This is a genomic window from Streptomyces sp. NPDC004327, assembly GCF_042873935.1.
In the GTDB taxonomy this organism is placed as follows: domain Bacteria; phylum Actinomycetota; class Actinomycetes; order Streptomycetales; family Streptomycetaceae; genus Streptomyces.
Window position 1 is genome coordinate 1 of record NZ_JBIAME010000003.1, and the last position, 15,698, is coordinate 15,698.

Annotated in this window: 17 protein-coding genes; 7 read left to right on the forward strand and 10 right to left on the reverse strand. The window is 71.8% G+C overall.

The window, feature by feature from the left end:
- Positions 1 to 119: 119 nt before the first annotated feature.
- Positions 120 to 938 carry a hypothetical protein gene (locus ACFYU9_RS10440; RefSeq protein ID WP_389344168.1) on the forward strand — a complete coding sequence of 273 codons (819 nt, stop codon included), beginning with the start codon at positions 120 to 122 and terminating at the stop codon, positions 936 to 938.
- Positions 939 to 965: 27 nt separating this feature from the next.
- Here ACFYU9_RS10440 and ACFYU9_RS10445 read toward each other — a convergent pair whose 3' ends face one another.
- Together ACFYU9_RS10445 and ACFYU9_RS10450 are read right to left on the reverse strand one after the other, a co-directional pair.
- The gene (locus tag ACFYU9_RS10445; protein ID WP_389205253.1) at positions 966 to 1,634 is read right to left on the reverse strand and encodes a response regulator; all 669 of its coding nucleotides are present in this window, start codon (positions 1,632 to 1,634) and stop codon (positions 966 to 968) included.
- Positions 1,631 to 2,809 carry a sensor histidine kinase gene (locus ACFYU9_RS10450; RefSeq protein WP_389344170.1) on the reverse strand — a complete coding sequence of 393 codons (1,179 nt, stop codon included), beginning with the start codon at positions 2,807 to 2,809 and terminating at the stop codon, positions 1,631 to 1,633. Before ACFYU9_RS10450 ends, ACFYU9_RS10445 begins: the two co-directional genes overlap by 4 nt.
- Positions 2,810 to 2,905: 96 nt before the next feature.
- On the opposite strand from ACFYU9_RS10450, the gene ACFYU9_RS10455 reads away from it, so the two are divergent.
- The gene (locus tag ACFYU9_RS10455; protein ID WP_389205251.1) at positions 2,906 to 3,469 is read left to right on the forward strand and encodes a GNAT family N-acetyltransferase; all 564 of its coding nucleotides are present in this window, start codon (positions 2,906 to 2,908) and stop codon (positions 3,467 to 3,469) included.
- Positions 3,470 to 3,521: 52 nt separating this feature from the next.
- Here the strand turns inward: ACFYU9_RS10455 and ACFYU9_RS10460 are convergent, their stop codons facing one another.
- The 6 genes from ACFYU9_RS10460 to ACFYU9_RS10485 form a co-directional block, all read right to left on the reverse strand.
- Positions 3,522 to 5,099, reverse strand: coding sequence for a type IV secretory system conjugative DNA transfer family protein (locus ACFYU9_RS10460; protein ID WP_389344172.1), 1,578 nt, complete (start codon positions 5,097 to 5,099; stop codon positions 3,522 to 3,524).
- A 3-nt stretch (positions 5,100 to 5,102) separates the two neighbouring features.
- Positions 5,103 to 6,500: an ATP-binding protein gene (locus tag ACFYU9_RS10465; RefSeq protein WP_389205249.1), complete on the reverse strand. Its 1,398-nt coding sequence runs from the start codon at positions 6,498 to 6,500 to the stop codon at positions 5,103 to 5,105.
- A 20-nt stretch (positions 6,501 to 6,520) separates the two neighbouring features.
- On the reverse strand, positions 6,521 to 8,074 hold the full coding sequence (locus tag ACFYU9_RS10470) for an SCO6880 family protein (protein ID WP_389205247.1): 1,554 nt from the start codon (positions 8,072 to 8,074) through the stop codon (positions 6,521 to 6,523).
- Complete coding sequence (locus ACFYU9_RS10475) at positions 8,071 to 9,441, reverse strand: hypothetical protein (protein WP_389344174.1); 1,371 nt, start codon at positions 9,439 to 9,441, stop codon at positions 8,071 to 8,073. The genes ACFYU9_RS10470 and ACFYU9_RS10475 overlap by 4 nt, the downstream gene beginning before the upstream one ends.
- Entirely contained in the window at positions 9,431 to 10,252 is an 822-nt protein-coding gene (locus tag ACFYU9_RS10480) for a hypothetical protein (RefSeq protein WP_389344176.1), read from the reverse strand. The genes ACFYU9_RS10475 and ACFYU9_RS10480 overlap by 11 nt, the downstream gene beginning before the upstream one ends.
- A gap of 93 nt (positions 10,253 to 10,345) precedes the next feature.
- On the reverse strand, positions 10,346 to 10,654 hold the full coding sequence (locus ACFYU9_RS10485) for a hypothetical protein (protein ID WP_116159777.1): 309 nt from the start codon (positions 10,652 to 10,654) through the stop codon (positions 10,346 to 10,348).
- A gap of 377 nt (positions 10,655 to 11,031) precedes the next feature.
- Here ACFYU9_RS10485 and ACFYU9_RS10490 point away from each other — a divergent pair, with 377 nt between their 5' ends.
- Positions 11,032 to 12,051 carry an NlpC/P60 family protein gene (locus ACFYU9_RS10490; RefSeq protein ID WP_389205310.1) on the forward strand — a complete coding sequence of 340 codons (1,020 nt, stop codon included), beginning with the start codon at positions 11,032 to 11,034 and terminating at the stop codon, positions 12,049 to 12,051.
- Positions 12,052 to 12,221: 170 nt separating this feature from the next.
- Positions 12,222 to 12,932 carry a phosphatase PAP2 family protein gene (locus tag ACFYU9_RS10495; RefSeq protein ID WP_389205244.1) on the forward strand — a complete coding sequence of 237 codons (711 nt, stop codon included), beginning with the start codon at positions 12,222 to 12,224 and terminating at the stop codon, positions 12,930 to 12,932.
- Positions 12,933 to 13,073: 141 nt separating this feature from the next.
- Here ACFYU9_RS10495 and ACFYU9_RS10500 read toward each other — a convergent pair whose 3' ends face one another.
- The gene (locus ACFYU9_RS10500) at positions 13,074 to 13,262 is read right to left on the reverse strand and encodes a hypothetical protein (RefSeq protein WP_389205309.1); all 189 of its coding nucleotides are present in this window, start codon (positions 13,260 to 13,262) and stop codon (positions 13,074 to 13,076) included.
- Between the two features lie 103 nt (positions 13,263 to 13,365).
- On the opposite strand from ACFYU9_RS10500, the gene ACFYU9_RS10505 reads away from it, so the two are divergent.
- Positions 13,366 to 14,127, forward strand: coding sequence for a hypothetical protein (locus ACFYU9_RS10505; RefSeq protein ID WP_389344177.1), 762 nt, complete (start codon positions 13,366 to 13,368; stop codon positions 14,125 to 14,127).
- Between the two features lie 173 nt (positions 14,128 to 14,300).
- Positions 14,301 to 14,483, forward strand: coding sequence for a hypothetical protein (locus ACFYU9_RS10510; protein WP_389205241.1), 183 nt, complete (start codon positions 14,301 to 14,303; stop codon positions 14,481 to 14,483).
- Positions 14,484 to 14,503: 20 nt separating this feature from the next.
- On the opposite strand, the gene ACFYU9_RS10515 is transcribed toward ACFYU9_RS10510, so the two are convergent.
- Entirely contained in the window at positions 14,504 to 14,878 is a 375-nt protein-coding gene (locus ACFYU9_RS10515; protein WP_389344179.1) for a metal-sensitive transcriptional regulator, read from the reverse strand.
- 193 nt (positions 14,879 to 15,071) lie between these two features.
- Between ACFYU9_RS10515 and ACFYU9_RS10520 the strand changes: the two genes are divergently transcribed.
- Entirely contained in the window at positions 15,072 to 15,692 is a 621-nt protein-coding gene (locus ACFYU9_RS10520) for a DUF47 domain-containing protein (RefSeq protein ID WP_389205238.1), read from the forward strand.
- The last annotated feature ends 6 nt before the right edge of the window (positions 15,693 to 15,698 follow it).

The following is a 15,698-nucleotide window of genomic DNA, read 5'->3' on the forward strand; positions in this document are numbered from 1 at the left end:
ACTGCAGGGGGGACCCTGTGGGAGAGTAGGACGCCGCCGAACAATCATTGTGGGAAAGCCCCGCACCGTATGGTGCGGGGCTTTTCTGCGTTTACGGCCAGATGCCTATGATCCGGGGCATGCTGCAGCAGCCCTTTCCTGACCGGCCTTCGGCCGAGGACATACTCGCCGCCGTTCCCGGACTCGCGCCCTACGCGCGGCCGGCCGTGGTGCTCGAACCGGTGCCCGGTACACCGGGAGTCCACGAGAGCTCGATCGGCGGTCCCTTGCTCTGGCCGGCCGACGAGCCGTGGCCGCGCTGTTCCGTGCCGGACGAGACCTCGGGCGAGGAGGAGCCGGAACCATCGGCGATGGTGCCCGTGGTCCAGGTATTCCGGGCGGATGCGCCCGGAGGCTGGTGGCCGGACGGAGCCGATGTCTTCCAGCTGCTGTGGTGCCCCAACATGCACTGGGATCCGCCGGTGCCGCAGCCGGAGGCGAACCCGGTGATCGAGATCAGGTGGCGCCGGGCGGCCGACGTCACGAGCGTGCGGGCGGAGCCGCCCGTACCGCTGCGGACGGGGGACGAGCTCGACGGGTTCGTGCCGCGGCCGTGCACGCTCACGCCGTTCGCCTGCACGGACTTCGCCAGCACCTGGGAGCTGCCGGAGGAACTCGTACCGGATGTGCGGCGGTTGATGGAGGCGGGCAGGGAGGCCGGCGGCGAGCGGCTGGTGCCCGTCACCAGCCTGGGTGGCTACAAGTTCGGTGGCTGGCCGTACTGGGGGATCACCGACCCGTGCGAGTACCGGTGCGATGTCTGCGACGCCGTGATGCCGCTGCTGTTCACCGTGGCGAGCGACGACAGGACGGGGATCGTCGTCGGGCGGTTCGGGGCTCTGCGGGTCTTCGCGTGTCCGCGCGATGTGGGGCACGGGTACTGGTTCGACGTGCAGTGACACCGCGGCGGGCCGGGACGCCGGGGACTACGTGGACGGGGACACCAGGCCCGTGTCGTAGCCGAGGATGACGGCCTGGACGCGGTCGCGGGAGCCGGTCTTGGCGAGGATGCGGGTGATGTGGGTCTTCACCGTGGATTCGGCGAGGTGGAGGCGGGTGGCGATCTCCGTGTTGCTCCAGCCCTGCGCGACGACCGTGAGGATCTCGCGTTCGCGGTCCGTCAGGGAGGCGAGGCGGGGGTCGTCCTGTCTGGGGGACGGGGCGGCGGGCGGGAGATGGTGGAGGTAGGTGTCGAGGAGGCGGCGGGTGAGGCTCGGGGCGACCACCGCGTCGCCGGCCGCCACCGCGCGGATGCCCGCGAGGAGTTCCTCGGGCTGGGCGTCCTTGACCAGGAAGCCGCTCGCGCCGGCGCGCAGCCCGTCGTAGGCGTATGCGTCGAGGTCGAAGGTCGTGACGATGAGGACGCGGGTCCGGGAGCCCGCCGCGACGATGCGGCGGGTGGCCTCGATGCCGTCGAGGCCCGGCATGCGGATGTCCATCAGGACGACGTCCGGGTGGTGGCGGTCGACCAGGCGGACGGCCTCCGCACCGCCGCCGGCCTCGCCCAGGACCGTCATGTCGTCCTGGCTCTCGAGCAGCATGCGGAAGCCGAAGCGCTGCATCGGCTGGTCGTCCGCGATCAGTACCGTCGTCACGAGGGGGAGTCCTCCCGGGGAAGCCGGAGTCGTACCCGCCAGCCGGAGCCGGAGCCGGGGCCGGGCGGCAGCGGGCCGCAGTCGAGTGTGCCGTCGTAGAGCGCCGCGCGTTCGCGCATTCCGGTCAGGCCCTGACCCGAGCCGAGTGGGCCCGTGGCCTTGCCGGTGTCCGTCACGGTGAGCCTCACGCCTTGCGGGCCCGACTCCAGCGTCACCGTCGCCGTCGCCCCCGGCCCCGCGTGCTTCATCGTGTTCGTCAGCGCTTCCTGCACCACGCGGTAGACCGTCAGTTCCGCGCCGGTGGACAAGGTGTGGCCGTCGATCGCGTCCAGGCTGCTTCGCACCGGCAGGCCCGCCTTCCGCACTCCCTCGATCAGGGACGGCAGTTCCGCCAGGCCCGGCTGGGGGGTGCGATCGGCCGTCAGGACGCCCAGGACGCGGCGCAGTTCGGTCAGGGCCTGGCGGCTGGTGGTGCCGATGGCGTCGAGGGCCTGGGCCGCGCGCTCGGGGTTCTTCGCCGCCGCGTAGCGGCCGCCGTCGGCCAGGCCGGTGATGACGGAGAGGTTGTGGCCGATGATGTCGTGCATCTCGCGCGCGATGCGGGCGCGTTCGGCCGCGGCCGCGAGCCGGACCTCCTGTGCGCGTTCCTCCTGGCGCGAGCGGACCGTGATGCCGAGGAGGGCCGCCAGGGCGTACGTCCACAGCAGCGGGTCGGCGGCCGGCGTGCCGGCGGGGAAGCGGAGCGCTCCCGCCACCAGTGGTGCGGCGACCAGGGCGGTGGCGCCGAGCAGGGCGCGGGGCGGGCGGCGGAGCGCGATGTGGAAGACCGGGACGGCCTGGAAGTAGCCGGCCTGGAGGAAGGCGCCCGTCGTCGTGCTGATCAGCGCCGCGGCCGTCAGTGCGGCCAGGACGGCCGTGGGGCGGCGGCGGCGCCAGTGGAGCGGGAGGGTGAGGGCCAGGCTGAGGGCGAGGACCAGCCAGGTCGGCAGGGCCGGGTCGCGGGCGACGGTGCGCCAGCCGCCGCCGGCCGCGTCGACGAGCGCGGAGGTCGTCAGGGCGGCGGTCAGCGTCGCGTCCCACACCCAGGGGCGGGCCGCGTCGAGGGCCCGTACGCGCGCGAGGAGGCGCCGTACGTACCGGCTCGGTCCCGGCGTCGTGGCCGTGTCCGTCGTCACCCGGCCACGGTAGGCGGCGCGGGCCGGTGCCGTCGTCGTACCCAGGTACCACGAATTCCCTTGTCAGCGGGGTGTGGTGGTGGTCAAGATCGCGACATGGACTATTCGATTCGCACCATCCGAGCCGACGAGTGGGAGAAGGTGCGCGAGCTGCGGCTCGCGGCGCTGCAGGACCCGGTCGCGCACCTCGCCTTCGTGGAGACGTACGAGAAGGCCGCCGCGCAGCCCGACTCCTTCTGGCAGGAGCGGGCGGCGGGCGCGTCCGAGACCGGCGCGGGGCGGGTGCGGCAGTTCGTCGCGGAGACGCCGGACGGGCGCTGGGTCGGGACGACGACGGTGATCGTGGAGCGGCCGTCGGACGCGGAGCCGCTGTTCGGGGAGCCCGCGAAGGTCGACCAGACGCAGCTGGTGGGCGTGTACGTGCGGCCCGAGGCGCGCGGTGCCGGGGTGATCGACGCGTTGTTCCGGGCGGGCGTGGAGTGGTCCTGGGCGCTTCCGGAGCCGTCGGTCGAGCGGGTGCGGCTGTACGTGCACGAGGACAACGGCCGGGCCGCCGCCTTCTACCGGCGCTTCGGTTTCGTCCCGTCGGGTGTGCGGATGCTGCTGGCGGACGTGGAGAGCGGCTACGACCTGGAGTACGTGCTGCCCCGGCCCGCGTAGTGGCTCCAGCGGCTGCCGCGGGTCCGGGGGTCTAGCGGCTCCAGGGGGACTTCTAGGGGTACGGGAGGGGCTCGGGCCAGCGGGACCGGGCCTGCTCCTGGGAGCGCATCAGGGCGAGGGTGGGCATGCCCTGCTCCGCGCCCGCGGCGACGAGCTCGGGGAGGCCGGGGAGCGGTGCGACCGCGGCGACGTCGTCGAGGACGAGGCTCAGTGGTGGGTCGAGCCGACCGTCGGATGACCGTGCGGCCATGCGGCGGCCGTGCTCGACCACGCTCGCTGCGAGCGCGGTGAGGAGGGGCATCGCGCCCGGGTGGGTGCGCGGGTCCTCGATCGGTTCACCCACCACGTACAGCGTGCCCTGTTCGGCGACGAAAGATGCGAGCGTGAGCGAGTCCGTTCGATTTGCCGTGCAGGCGTCCCGGATGTGGATCGAGGAGAGCGCGCCGAGCGCACGGGCCGTCAGTTCCTGGGCCGCCGAGCGACGTTCGGGGTGTGCGGTGAGCGCCGATTCCAGGAGGCCGGCGTGGCCGGCGGCGGCCTTGGGGTGGGTGCGGAGGATCCGTACGGGCTCGTGGGCGTCGGTGCCCTGGGCCCAGCGGTGCACCTGCTTGAAGGGCCGGCCGTCGGTGGCGGCGGCGTGCAGCCAGCAGCGCAGGAGCGTTTCAGCGGTGTCGGCCGTCGCCGCGTCGAGCCGGGCCTGGGGCCGTACGGGGGCGAGCAGTGCCGCTGCCCGCTCCCGTGCCCTGTCCGGGTCCTCGCACCCCTCCACGGGGCTCCAGCGCAGCCGGGCGGGCGTGTCGCAGAGGTGCCCGGGGTCGTAGACCAGGACCGGGCCGAGCTTTCCGCGCGCGTCCTTCGTCTCGGCCCACAGGCTCGGGTCGGACGTCACGACGAGCACGGCTCCGTCGGCGTCCCGGACCGCCTGTATGGCGGCGGGGCGGCGGGTGGCGGCGGGGCCGTAGACGATCCGGGGCGCGGTGGCTGGAGCCGGGGCCTGGACGGGGGCCGGGGCAGGTGCCGGGGCCTGGACGGGAGCCTGGGAGAGCGCCGGGGCCGGGGCGAGCACGGTGGCCGGGGCCGGGGCCGGGGCCGGGGCCTGGTCGGGGACCGGGCTGGGCGTCTCGTCCACGGGGGTACGGGGGTGGGGCGGCGCGGCCGGTACGGGCACGGGCGCGGTGGCGTTCTCGTACCCGGTGTGGTCCTTCGTGCGCCTGGTCTTCGCGCCCGTCTCGCGCCGGCCGCGCCCGTCGCCGTACGCCCCCGCCTTCCTGTTGGCCCGTACCGTCCGCCAGCGCGCCAGCGTGCCCAGGGCGAAGACCGTGAGGACCGCGAGGACCATCGCCTCGCCGATGAGCAGGCCCCAGAACAGGCCGTACCCCGGCAGCTGCCCGGGCCCGGCGTCCGGCCAGGCGGTGGGGAGGTCGGTCGGGGCGGTCATGAGGGAGCGCAGGGCGAGCGGGGTGCGGGTGAAGGTGACGCCGGTGGGCCAGCTGCCGTGGGTGAAGAGGGCGGCGAGGCCGGTGGCCGTCCACACCAGGAACGCGAGGGCGAGCAGGAGGGCGAGCAGACCGACGACGAGTCCGTCGGGGATGCCGCCCTCCTTGCGTACCTCCTTCTCCGCGCCTGGCACCGCTCAGGCCACCGTCGACTGCGAGGAGCCGTTCATCTGCTGCTCGATGAGCATCGCGCGCTGTTCCGTCTCCCATTCGAGGTCCGGGTCGTTCGGCGCGGAGGACTCGGTCATGGCGCGGTCGGTGTAGACGAGCGGGCGTTCCTTCTCGGTGATGAGGTGTTTGACGACCTGGACGTTGCCGTTGACGTCCCAGACGGCGATGCCGGGGGTGAGCGTCGGGATGATCTCGACGGCCCAGCGGGGCAGGCCGAGGACGCGGCCGGTGTTGCGGGCCTCGTCGGCCTTCTGGGCGTAGATGGTGCGGGTGGAGGCCATCTTGAGGATGGCCGCCGCTTCCTTGGCGGCCGCGCCGTCGACGACGTCGGAGAGGTGGTGGACGACGGCGACGAAGGACAGGCCGAGGCGGCGGCCGAACTTGAGCAGGCGCTGGAACAGCTGGGCGACGAACGGGCTGTTGATGATGTGCCAGGCCTCCTCGACGAGGAAGATGCGCTTCTTCCGGTCGGGGCGGATCCAGGTGTGTTCCAGCCACACGCCGACGATCGCCATGAGGATGGGCATGGCGATGGAGTTGCGGTCGATGTGGGACAGGTCGAAGACGATGAGCGGCGCGTCGAGGTCGATGCCGACGGTCGTCGGGCCGTCGAACATGCCGCGCAGGTCGCCGTCGACGAGCCGGTCGAGCACCAGGGCCACGTCGAGGCCCCAGGCCCGTACGTCGTCTATGTCGACGTTCATGGCCTCGGCCGACTCCGCCTCCGGGTGGCGGAGTTGCTCGACGATGTCGGTGAGGATCGGCTGGCGGTCGGTGATGTGCTCGTTGACGTAGGCGTGGGCGACCTTGAGCGCGAAGCCGGAGCGCTCGTCGAGGCCGTGGCCCATGGCGACCTCGATGATCGTGCGGAGCAGCGCGAGCTGCCCCGTCGTGGTGATCGAGGGGTCGAGCGGGTTGAGGCGGATGCCGTCGTCGTTGGCGACCATCGGGTCGAGCCGGATGGGCGTTATCCCCAGCTCCTGGGCGATCAGGTTCCATTCGCCGACGCCGTCCTCGCCCTGGGCGTCGAGGACGACGACCTGGCGGTCGCGGAAGCGGAGCTGGCGCAGCACGTACGTCTTCTCCAGCGCCGACTTGCCGTTGCCGGACTCGCCGAGGACGAGCCAGTGGGGGGCGGGGAGCTGCTGCCCGTACAGCTGGAAGGGGTCGTAGATGTACCCCTTGCCGCTGTAGACCTCGCGGCCGATGATCACGCCGGAGTCGCCGAGGCCGGGGGCGGCGGTCGGCAGGTAGACGGCCTGGGCCTGCCCGGTGGAGGTGCGCACGGGCAGGCGGGTCGTCTCCACCTTCCCGAAGAGGAAGGAGGTGAAGGCTTCGGTGAGGACGGACAGCGGATCTCGCATCGGTCTGTGCCCCTTCGGCCCTAGCGGCGGATGCCGGTCGCGAACGGCAAGGTGTTCACAAAGGCCCGGTGGTGCTCGCGGTCGCACCACTCCAGCTTCAGGTACGACTTGCCGGCGGAGGCCCTGATCGTGCGCTTGTCCCGGGCCAGGGCCTCGGGGGAGCGCGACGATACGGTGATGTACCCGACGAGGTTGACTCCCGCAGCGCCGCTGGCGAGATCTTCACCCCGCTGGTCGAGCCGGCCGTGGGCGGCGATGTCACGCGGGTCGACGGTGCGGTTCATCTTGGCCTGGCGGGATGCCTCGGCCTCGTCGTTGGTCTTCTCGGTGAGCATGCGCTCGATGGCGACCTCGGTGGGCTCCAGGTCCATGGTGACGGCGACGGTGCGGATGACGTCGGGGGTGTGGACGAGGAGCGGGGCGAGGAAGTTGACGCCCACCGGGGTCATCGGCCACTCCTTGATCCAGGCGGTGGCGTGGCACCAGGGGGCGCGGGTGGCGGACTCGCGGGTCTTGGCCTGGAGGTACGTGGGCTCCATCGCGTCCAGTTCGGCGGGCCAAGCGTTTCGTTTCGTCATGGCCTGGATGTGGTCGATGGGGTGGTCCGGGTCGTACATGGAGTGCACGAGGGACGCGAGCCGGGACTGGCCGAGGGGCTGGCGGACGCGGATGTCGGCCTCGGCGAGGCGGGCGCAGATGTCGGTGAGTTCGCGGGCCATGACGACGGCGAGGCCGGCGTCGCGGTCGAGCTTGCGGGCGCCGGAGGCGTGGCGGGCGGCGCGGGCCATGGCGTTGGCCTCGGCGGCGAGTTCGCGGGTGTAGTGCATGCAGGCGACGAGGTAGGCGCGGTGCTGCTCGCTGGAGGTCGACACCATGGACTGGAGCTGGTCGTAGGACTCCTGGAGCCAGGCCGGGGCCTGGTGGTCGCCGCGCTGGGCGACGTCCTTGGCGTGGGCGTCGGGGTCGGCGGGCAGGGTGCGGGCGAGCATCTGCAGGCGGGTGACGAAGCCGTCGCCGTTGGCGACGTGCTTGAGGAGGGTGCCGAAGCGGTCGACGAGGGCTTCCTGGTCCTCGGAGTCGCGCAGGCCGACGCCGGGGCCCTCGATCTCGATGGCGGCGGTGACGGTGCGGCGGTCGGCGTGCAGCAGGACGGCGATCTCGTCGGGGCCGAAGGGGGCGGAGAGCCAGCTGATGCTGCCGATGCCCGGCGGCGGGCCGACCTCGACCTCGCGGCCGTCGAGGCGGGTGCCGGCCTCGACGGCGGTGGAGCGGTAGGCGGTGCCGCGCTTGAGCATGCGCTTGTAACTGCGGTTGATCTCGAACCACTTGTAGAACGTGCGGTGCTTGTACGGCACGTAGACGGCGGCGAGCGCGAGCATCGGCAGGCCGGCGAGCAGGGCGATGCGCAGGGCGAGGATCTGGACGATCAGTCCGCTCATCATGCCGAGGAACGCGCCGGCGATGATGAGCGCGATCTCACCGGTCTCCCGGTTCTTGCCGATGACCGCGTTCGGCCGGGCGCGGCCGACGAGATACGTGCGGCGGGGCGAGACCGGCTGGGACTGGGTCGTCAACGCCCTGCACCTCCTGCTCCTGTGTTCTTGCTGCTGTTGCTGCTACGGCTGGTGTGCGGGGTGCCCGCGGTGGGGCTGCCGCTGCGGGGCGGGGGTGTGGCGCCGCCTCCGGTGCCGGAGGACGAGCCGCGGCTGCTGTGGGCCGCGACGCCGCCGGAGAGCGGGTTGGCGGGGCGGGGGGTACTGCCGCCCGAGGCCTGGGAGCCGCCGCCGTCGCCGCGGGTGCTGTGGGTCTTGATGCCCTGGGACACGAGGGAGGCGGGCGAGGAGATGACGGCGGCCGCGGTGTTCTCGCCGGCGCGGTGCAGCCGGTTGTTGCGGGAGGCGATGATCTCGTCGCCGAAGCCGGGGACGAAGCGGTAGATCATCGCCGACGCGAAGATGGCGAGGAGGACGATCGCGAGGCCGGAGACGACGGCGGAGAACGAGTCGGGCCCGGTGCCGGAGGAGAGCGCTCCGGCGAGCCCGAGCACGATCACGATCACCGGCTTGACCAGGATCACCGCGATCATGATTCCGGCCCAGCGGCGCACGTGGCCCCACATGTTCTTGTCGACGAGGCCGGAGTAGACGACCACGCCGAGCAGCGCGCCGACGTAGAGCAGGACGGCGCGCAGCACGAGCTCCAGGTAGAGCACGCCGGCCGCGAGGACCGTCACCAGCGACACGATGATCAGCATGATGGGCCCGCCACCGATGCTGTCGCCCTTCTCCAGGGCCTGTTTGAAGCTGCCGAAGAACACGTCGGTCTGCTGGCCGGTGCCGGAGGCGATGACCTCGGTGACGGCGTCGGTCGCGTTCACGACGGTGTAGAGGATCAGCGGCGTGAAGGCGGAGGCGAGGACCGTCAGCCAGAGGAACCCGACCGCCTCGGAGATCGCGGTGGTGAGCGGGACGCCGCGGATGGCGCGCTTGGCGACGGCGAGGAGCCAGAGGAGGAGGGTGAGGAAGACGGAGGCGGCGAAGACGATGGCGTAGCGGCCGAGGAACTGCGGGTTGGTGAAGTCGACCTGGGCGGTCTCCTTCACGGCGGCGGAGAGGGTGTCGACGACCCAGGCGGCGGCTTTGGCGCAGCCGTGGGCGAGGGAGGCGAGCGGGTCAGGGTTGGTGGTGGGGTCGGTGATGCGAGGGGCGGAGCCGCCTGTCTTCTGACCGTTCTCGCAGTACTCCCTGGCTTGGCCCACGATGAGCGCGCATGGGTCATTGCTGGCGCTCGGTGACGGCGTACCGGGCGACGGTGTGCCGCTGGGCGGGGTCGTCGGCGTCGGAGCCGCGTACGCGCGCGAGGCGAGCAGGACGAGCGTGGCGGGGAGCGCGGCCGCGGCGGCGGTCAGGGCGCGCAGCGGGGTACGTCGGCTAGCGGGCATAGGTGAAGCCTCCGTATCCCTCGACGGCCTTGGCGATGTCGTCCGCCATGGAGGCCCGGTTGTCACCGTTGACGGGCGTGGGACCTTCCGTCTGCTCGGAGCCGGTGATCTTCCAGTCGCCGCCGGTCCAGCGGAGCTTCTCGGTGATGGTGAACCACGTGGACGTCACCGGCTTGGTGGAGCCCTCGCCGGCCAGGCCGACGAGTCCGGTGCACCACACCTCCACGGTGGCGGTGTCGTTCGTGAAGTCCTTCACCTTGGCGCCGACGGGGATCGTGCGGGACACGAACGTCAGGCCCGAGGGGGCGAGGCCTTCGGGGGTGAGGCCCACGTTCGCCAGGAACGCCGCCGAGTAGGAGTCGTCCAGGCGCTTGACCAGACCGTCGGTGACGGCCGGGTCGTGGATGGCCCGGACGATGGCCTCGCGCGGCCCGCGCTGGAACATGTCCACCGACCCCAGCGCCACCGCGTAGTTCGTCGCCGCGCTCTGCGCCCCCTGCTCGTCCCTCGCGTACCCCGTCGGGATCTCGCCGTTCTTGCCCGTCACCGGGCGCACGCCGCTCGCCGCCGTCGGGGCCGCCGAGCGGGCCGGGGCGCCCGCGCCGCCGGTGGTGTCGGAGCCGCCGGTCGGGGTGTCGCTGCCGCGGTTGGCGAGGGCGATCGCGGCGATGAGGAGGGCCACGACGCCGACGACGGCGATGAGGGAGCGGGAGCCGCGGGCGGGGCGGCGGGGGGTGGCGTAGGGGTCGCCGGTGTTGCCTTCGGGGAGGCGGGTACGGGTCTGGCCGTCGTGCTCGTCGCCGAGGCTCATGCCGGGTACGCCCTCTCAAGCGCGCGGGGGTACGGAAGCGGGTCCGGGTGGTGACTGGACATCAGGGAACGCGACCTCGTTGGTAGGAACGGGTTAGACGGCCATCCCGTACACGATGGTGAAGAGCGTCCCCAGAGACCCGATGATGAAGACGCCGGTCAGGCCGGCCACGATCAGGCCCTTGCCCTGTTCGGCGCTGAAGGTGTCGCGCAGCGCGGTCGCGCCGATGCGCTGCTTGGCCGCACCCCAGATGGCGATGCCGAGGCAGAGCAGGATGGCCACGGCCATCACGACCTCGATCATCACCTTGGCCTCGGCGCCGAGGCTCCCGAAAGGCCCCCAGTTCGGGGCGATTCCACCGATGATGGTGGAGATGTCGCCCTTCTCGGCCGCCAGGTACATGTAACTCACCGCCCCTGTTGGGTAGTTCGTCGCCCCTGCCGAACGGCATGGGTCGTCGACCTATCTTCGCTGATGAAACCGCTCGCGTGTGACGGCTTGACGGCTCTCTTTACCCGATCCCCGCACAGTTGACCGATCTGACCGTCTTGACCTGCGACGGTGTGGCCGGTTTGTATGCGAAGAAGCGTATGGTCACTCTGTGTATCACGGAGGGTGACTCCGGGCAATGATTGTCGTTGTGGCACCTTTGGGGCGGCGTCAGGGGCGGCGGGCGGGACCGCGTCCGGTTCGTCCACCCCCGCGCCCGGGAGTGCCCGCCTAGACTGGACGGCCGGGGCGTACTGGCAGGGACCGAAGGGTGGTTGACGGTGCGTAAGGTGCGGGCGGCGTGGCTGGTGGGCGGCGGGGTCGGTGGGTTCTGCCTGCTGTTCGTCGTGCTGCTCGTCGTCGGGACGTACTCCGCCGCGGCCGGGCTCGTCGGGGGCGCCGGGACCGGGCGGAGCGGGACCGTGGGCCTTGCCAAGGGGGCGGTGCCGGCGGCGTACCAGGGGCTGGTGCAGAAGTGGGGCAACCTCTGTCCGGCGCTCAACCCCGCGCTGCTCGCCGCCCAGCTGTACCAGGAGAGCGGCTGGAACCCCACGATCGTCTCGCCCGCCGACGCCCGGGGCATCGCCCAGTTCATCCCGGGCACCTGGGCCGGGCACGGCATCGACGGGGACGGGGACGGGGACCGGGACATCTGGGACCCGAAGGACGCGATCCCGTCGGCGGCTTCGTACGACTGCGAACTCGCCGGCTACGTGAAGGACGTGCCGGGCGACAACACCGACAACATGCTCGCCGCGTACAACGCGGGCGCCTATCGGGTCATCAGGTCCGGTGGTGTGCCCGGGATCAGCGAGACGCAGAACTACGTGCGCATCATCCGTTCCCTGGAGAAGAGCTTCGCCCGGCCCGTCGGCCGTGTGGAGCCGTCCAAGCAGGCGGCGGCCGCCATCTACTACGCGCAGCAGAAGCTCGGCACGCCGTATCTGTGGGGCGGTACGGGAACGGCCGCGCAGAACGGGCGGTTCGACTGCTCGGGCCTGACGCAGGCCGCGTACGAGTCGGTGGGGATCGAGCTGCCGCGCGTGGCCAACGACCAGTACAACGCCGGGCCGCACCCGAGCCGTGACGAGCTCCTGCCCGGCGATCTGGTCTTCTTCTCCGACGACCTGACCAACTCGCGGGCCATCCGGCACGTCGGCATCTACGTGGGCGGCGGCTACATGATCGACGCGCCGCGCACCGGCGCAGTCATCCGCTTCGACCGGATCGACACCCCGGACTACTTCGGGGCCACCCGCGTCACGGAGGACGGTGCCGCCGCGCTGCCCACCCACCTGCCCCAGCAGTGACTCTGCGCGAAGCCGTGGCCCTGAGCTGCGGTGACGCGTCACCTTTCGATAACGTCGCAGTGATCTTGGGAGGGGAGCGGAACGCTCCCCTCGGGCGGATCGTTTCCGATCCGACCACTCTGACCACGGGGGTTGGACGCCACCACTCAGACAGCAAGGGGCCGCAGCAGATGGCTGGACTCGCATCGGACGGCATGAACCCCGATGTCAGCCTGCTCTACGACATCAACGGGCTGGCCAAGGCCGCCCCGCCGTGGTTCGACCGCGTCATGGAGTTCGTCGGCGAGTACGGGATCGTGCTCGGCCTCGTCCTCGTCGTGCTCGGCTGCTGGTGGCACGTGCGCCGGGGCGGCGCCCTCGCCGACTCCGTCGCGGGCATCGCCGGCCTGGTGTGGGCGCCGCTCGCCGCCGGCCTCGCCCTGCTCGTCAACATCCCCATCCGCGGCTTCGTCGAACGCCCCCGGCCCTTCAAGGAACACCCGGGCCTCGACGTCCTCGTCCCCGGCAAGACCGACTACTCCTTCGTCAGCGACCACGCCACGCTGACCATGGCCATCGCCGTCGGCGTCTTCATGGCCCACCGCCGCTTCGGCCTCGCCGCCATCGCGCTCGCCCTCGCCGAGGCCTTCTGCCGCGTCTACATGGGCGTCCACTACCCCACGGACGTCGTCGGCGGCCTCGCTCTCGGCACCGCCGTCGCCCTGCTGCTCGCCCCGCCCGCGCTCGCGATGCTCACCCCGGTCGTCGCCGCCGTCGCCCGCTCCCCGCGCGGCGCCCGCCTGGTGCGCTCCCGGCGCGCCGCCGAGGGGCACGCCGTCACCGAGGCCATCGGCATCCCCGAGCCCCGGATCGGCACCGGCGAGAGCGATCTGGCCGCCTAGCCAGGCCCCGCCCGGGGGATCAAAACCCGCACGAGGCCGCCAGGGTCCTCGGACCCCTCGGGATCGCCCTGCCGTGATCAGCCCGCGGTGCGGTACATCCGCGGGACGGGCCCCGGGCGCCGCCCGGCGCCCGGTGTTCCGCTAGTCGTCGACCGACGCCTGGTGTTCCGCCGCGTCCGTACGGGCCCGGTCGCGCGACCTGCGGGCCGGGCCGGTCCAGCCGCAGCTGCACCGGGCGAACGCGAACGAACCGCGCTCCGTGGTCTCCGTGTGATGCACGCCCTCCACCGTACTGCGCCCTGCGTGACGGGTCGTCGGCACCGTCGTTATCCGGTCGGGCGGGATCCGGACGGACACGCGGGACGGCGTTGGGGGTTGGCAGGCGATGGTGGTGTGCGGCAACGGACGCTCCGGCAGGGTGTGGGGCGTCGCCATGGCTCTGGTGCTGGGCGGCTGCGCCGCCCCCGGTGACGACGGCGAGCCCGGCGGCGACCCGGCGCAGACCGTGCGCGGCGCGGCCGAGGCGCTGGTCCGGGTCGGCTCGTCGAAGGCCAGCACCTCCCTGGAGATGGCCACCGGCGGCACCCGCGTCACCATCCGCGGCGAGGGCGGCTACGACTTCCGGCTGCGCACCGGCCGGCTCCAGGTGGTGCTGCCCAAGGACGCCGCCGGCGAGAGCGAGCACCGGCCCATCACCGAGCTGCTCGTTCCCGGAGCGCTCTACATGAAGAACCGGGGCGCCGGCGTCCCCGCCGACAAGTGGGTACGGGTCGACACCACCACCCTCGACGACGGCAACCTCGTCACCGGCGGCGCCACCGACCCGGCCGCCGCCGCCGAGCTGCTGCGCGGCGCGCGCCGGGTGACGTACGTGGGCGAGGTCGACCTCGCGGGCGTGAAGGTGCGGCACTACCGCGGGATCACCGACATCGCGGAGGCCGCCCGGCTGGCCTCGCCGCAGGTGCGCGGCGCGCTGGCCGCGGCGGCGAAAGGGTTCACCACGGACGCGGTGCCCTTCGACGCGTACCTGGACGAGGAGGGGCGGCTGCGCAAGGTCCGCCACCAGTTCAGCTTCAGCAACCAGGGCCGTACGGTCGCCGTCGCGTCGACCACTCTTCTCTACGGCTTCGGGGAGCGGGTCACGGTGACGCTGCCGGACCGGGCGGACATCTACGCGGGGAAGATCAAGGCGTGACGCGAAAGAGATGACGGCGAAGAGGCGGCAGGGGAAGAGGTGACAAGGGACGGACGGGCCATCGGCGAATGGTCCGGACGTGTCATGCGCGATGCGTGCGCCGCTCCTTACGCTGGGAGAGCACGGGAGAGCACGCTGGGAGGCCGACGCCGGCAGGAAGAGGTGAAGGACGCATGGCTCCGCCGCCGACCGGTACCGGTACCGCGACCGCACCCGGCGACCCCGAGTGCGTCGCCCTGGCCGAAATCGAACTGTGCGGGGAGCTGATCATCGCGGCCTCGGCCGTCGACGGGGAGCGGCTGAGCGCCGACCGGATCGACGAGGTGCTCCGCGTCGGCGCCTGGTGCGGGCACTAGCCGCGTACCTGCCGAGTGCGTCAGGTGCGCATCATCCGCGCGATGGCCTTCGTGGCCTCCTCGACCTTCGCCTCGATCTCGTCGCCGCCCTTGGTGGCCGCGTCCGCGACGCAGTGCCGCAGGTGCTCCTCCAGGAGCTGGAGGGCGAAGGACTGCAGCGCCTTCGTCGAGGCCGAGACCTGGGTGAGGATGTCGATGCAGTAGACGTCTTCGTCGACCATCCGCTGCAGGCCGCGGATCTGGCCCTCGATGCGGCGCAGCCGCTTGAGGTGCTCGTCCTTCTGCTTGTGGTAGCCGTGCACCCCGTGGTCGTGGTCCGTGCCGTGGCCGGCCGGCGTGGCGGTCTCGGGGGTGACCTCGGCCGCCGCCTCGGTCGTCGCCTCGGTGGTCGTCATCGCGTCCTCCCGTTGTCCAGAAAGAGTGGGTATACCCCTCGTGGGTATAGGGTACCGATCCCCGCGAACCGGGGCGGGGGCCCGTGCAGATCACTGTGCCTGATGGGCGACACTGAAGGGACGCCGGTTAGCCGTGGCCGGATGATGCGCCTAGCATCAGCCTGACCGAAACCCAGCACCCCGAGGACCCCACGTGCGATTTCGTCTGACCCCCAGGGAGACGAGCTTCTACGACATGTTCGCCGCGTCCGCGGACAACATCGTCACGGGCGCGAAACTCCTGATGGAACTGCTCGGAGCGGACGCGTCCGCCCGGGCCGAGATCGCGGAACGCATGCGGGCAGCGGAGCACGCCGGCGACGACGCGACCCATGCCATCTTCCACCAGCTGAATTCGTCGTTCATCACGCCGTTCGACCGCGAGGACATCTACTCCCTCGCCTCCTCCCTCGACGACATCATGGACTTCATGGAGGAGGCCGTCGACCTGGTCGTCCTCTACAACATCGAGGAACTGCCCAAGGGCGTCGAGCAGCAGATCGAGGTGCTGGCCCGGGCGGCGGAGCTGACCGCCGAGGCGATGCCGAACCTGCGGACCATGTCCAACCTGACCGAGTACTGGATCGAGGTCAACCGGCTCGAGAACCAGGCGGACCAGATCCACCGCAAGCTGCTCGCCCACCTCTTCAACGGCAAGTACGACGCCATCGAGGTGCTCAAGCTCAAGCAGGTCGTGGATGTCCTCGAAGAGGCCGCGGACGCCTTCGAGCACGTGGCGAACACGGTGGAGACCATCGCCGTCAAGGAGTCCTGAGGCTTC

Coding starts and splice junctions, on each gene's coding strand:
- ACFYU9_RS10440 (WP_389344168.1), top strand. CDS start 120: ATGCTGCAGCAGCCCTTTCCTGACCGGCCTTCGGCCGAGGACATACTC.
- ACFYU9_RS10455 (WP_389205251.1), top strand. CDS start 2,906: ATGGACTATTCGATTCGCACCATCCGAGCCGACGAGTGGGAGAAGGTG.
- ACFYU9_RS10465 (WP_389205249.1), bottom strand. CDS start 6,500: ATGCGAGATCCGCTGTCCGTCCTCACCGAAGCCTTCACCTCCTTCCTC.
- ACFYU9_RS10475 (WP_389344174.1), bottom strand. CDS start 9,441: ATGCCCGCTAGCCGACGTACCCCGCTGCGCGCCCTGACCGCCGCCGCG.
- ACFYU9_RS10480 (WP_389344176.1), bottom strand. CDS start 10,252: ATGAGCCTCGGCGACGAGCACGACGGCCAGACCCGTACCCGCCTCCCC.
- ACFYU9_RS10485 (WP_116159777.1), bottom strand. CDS start 10,654: ATGTACCTGGCGGCCGAGAAGGGCGACATCTCCACCATCATCGGTGGA.
- ACFYU9_RS10495 (WP_389205244.1), top strand. CDS start 12,222: ATGGCTGGACTCGCATCGGACGGCATGAACCCCGATGTCAGCCTGCTC.
- ACFYU9_RS10505 (WP_389344177.1), top strand. CDS start 13,366: ATGGCTCTGGTGCTGGGCGGCTGCGCCGCCCCCGGTGACGACGGCGAG.
- ACFYU9_RS10510 (WP_389205241.1), top strand. CDS start 14,301: ATGGCTCCGCCGCCGACCGGTACCGGTACCGCGACCGCACCCGGCGAC.
- ACFYU9_RS10515 (WP_389344179.1), bottom strand. CDS start 14,878: ATGACGACCACCGAGGCGACGACCGAGGCGGCGGCCGAGGTCACCCCC.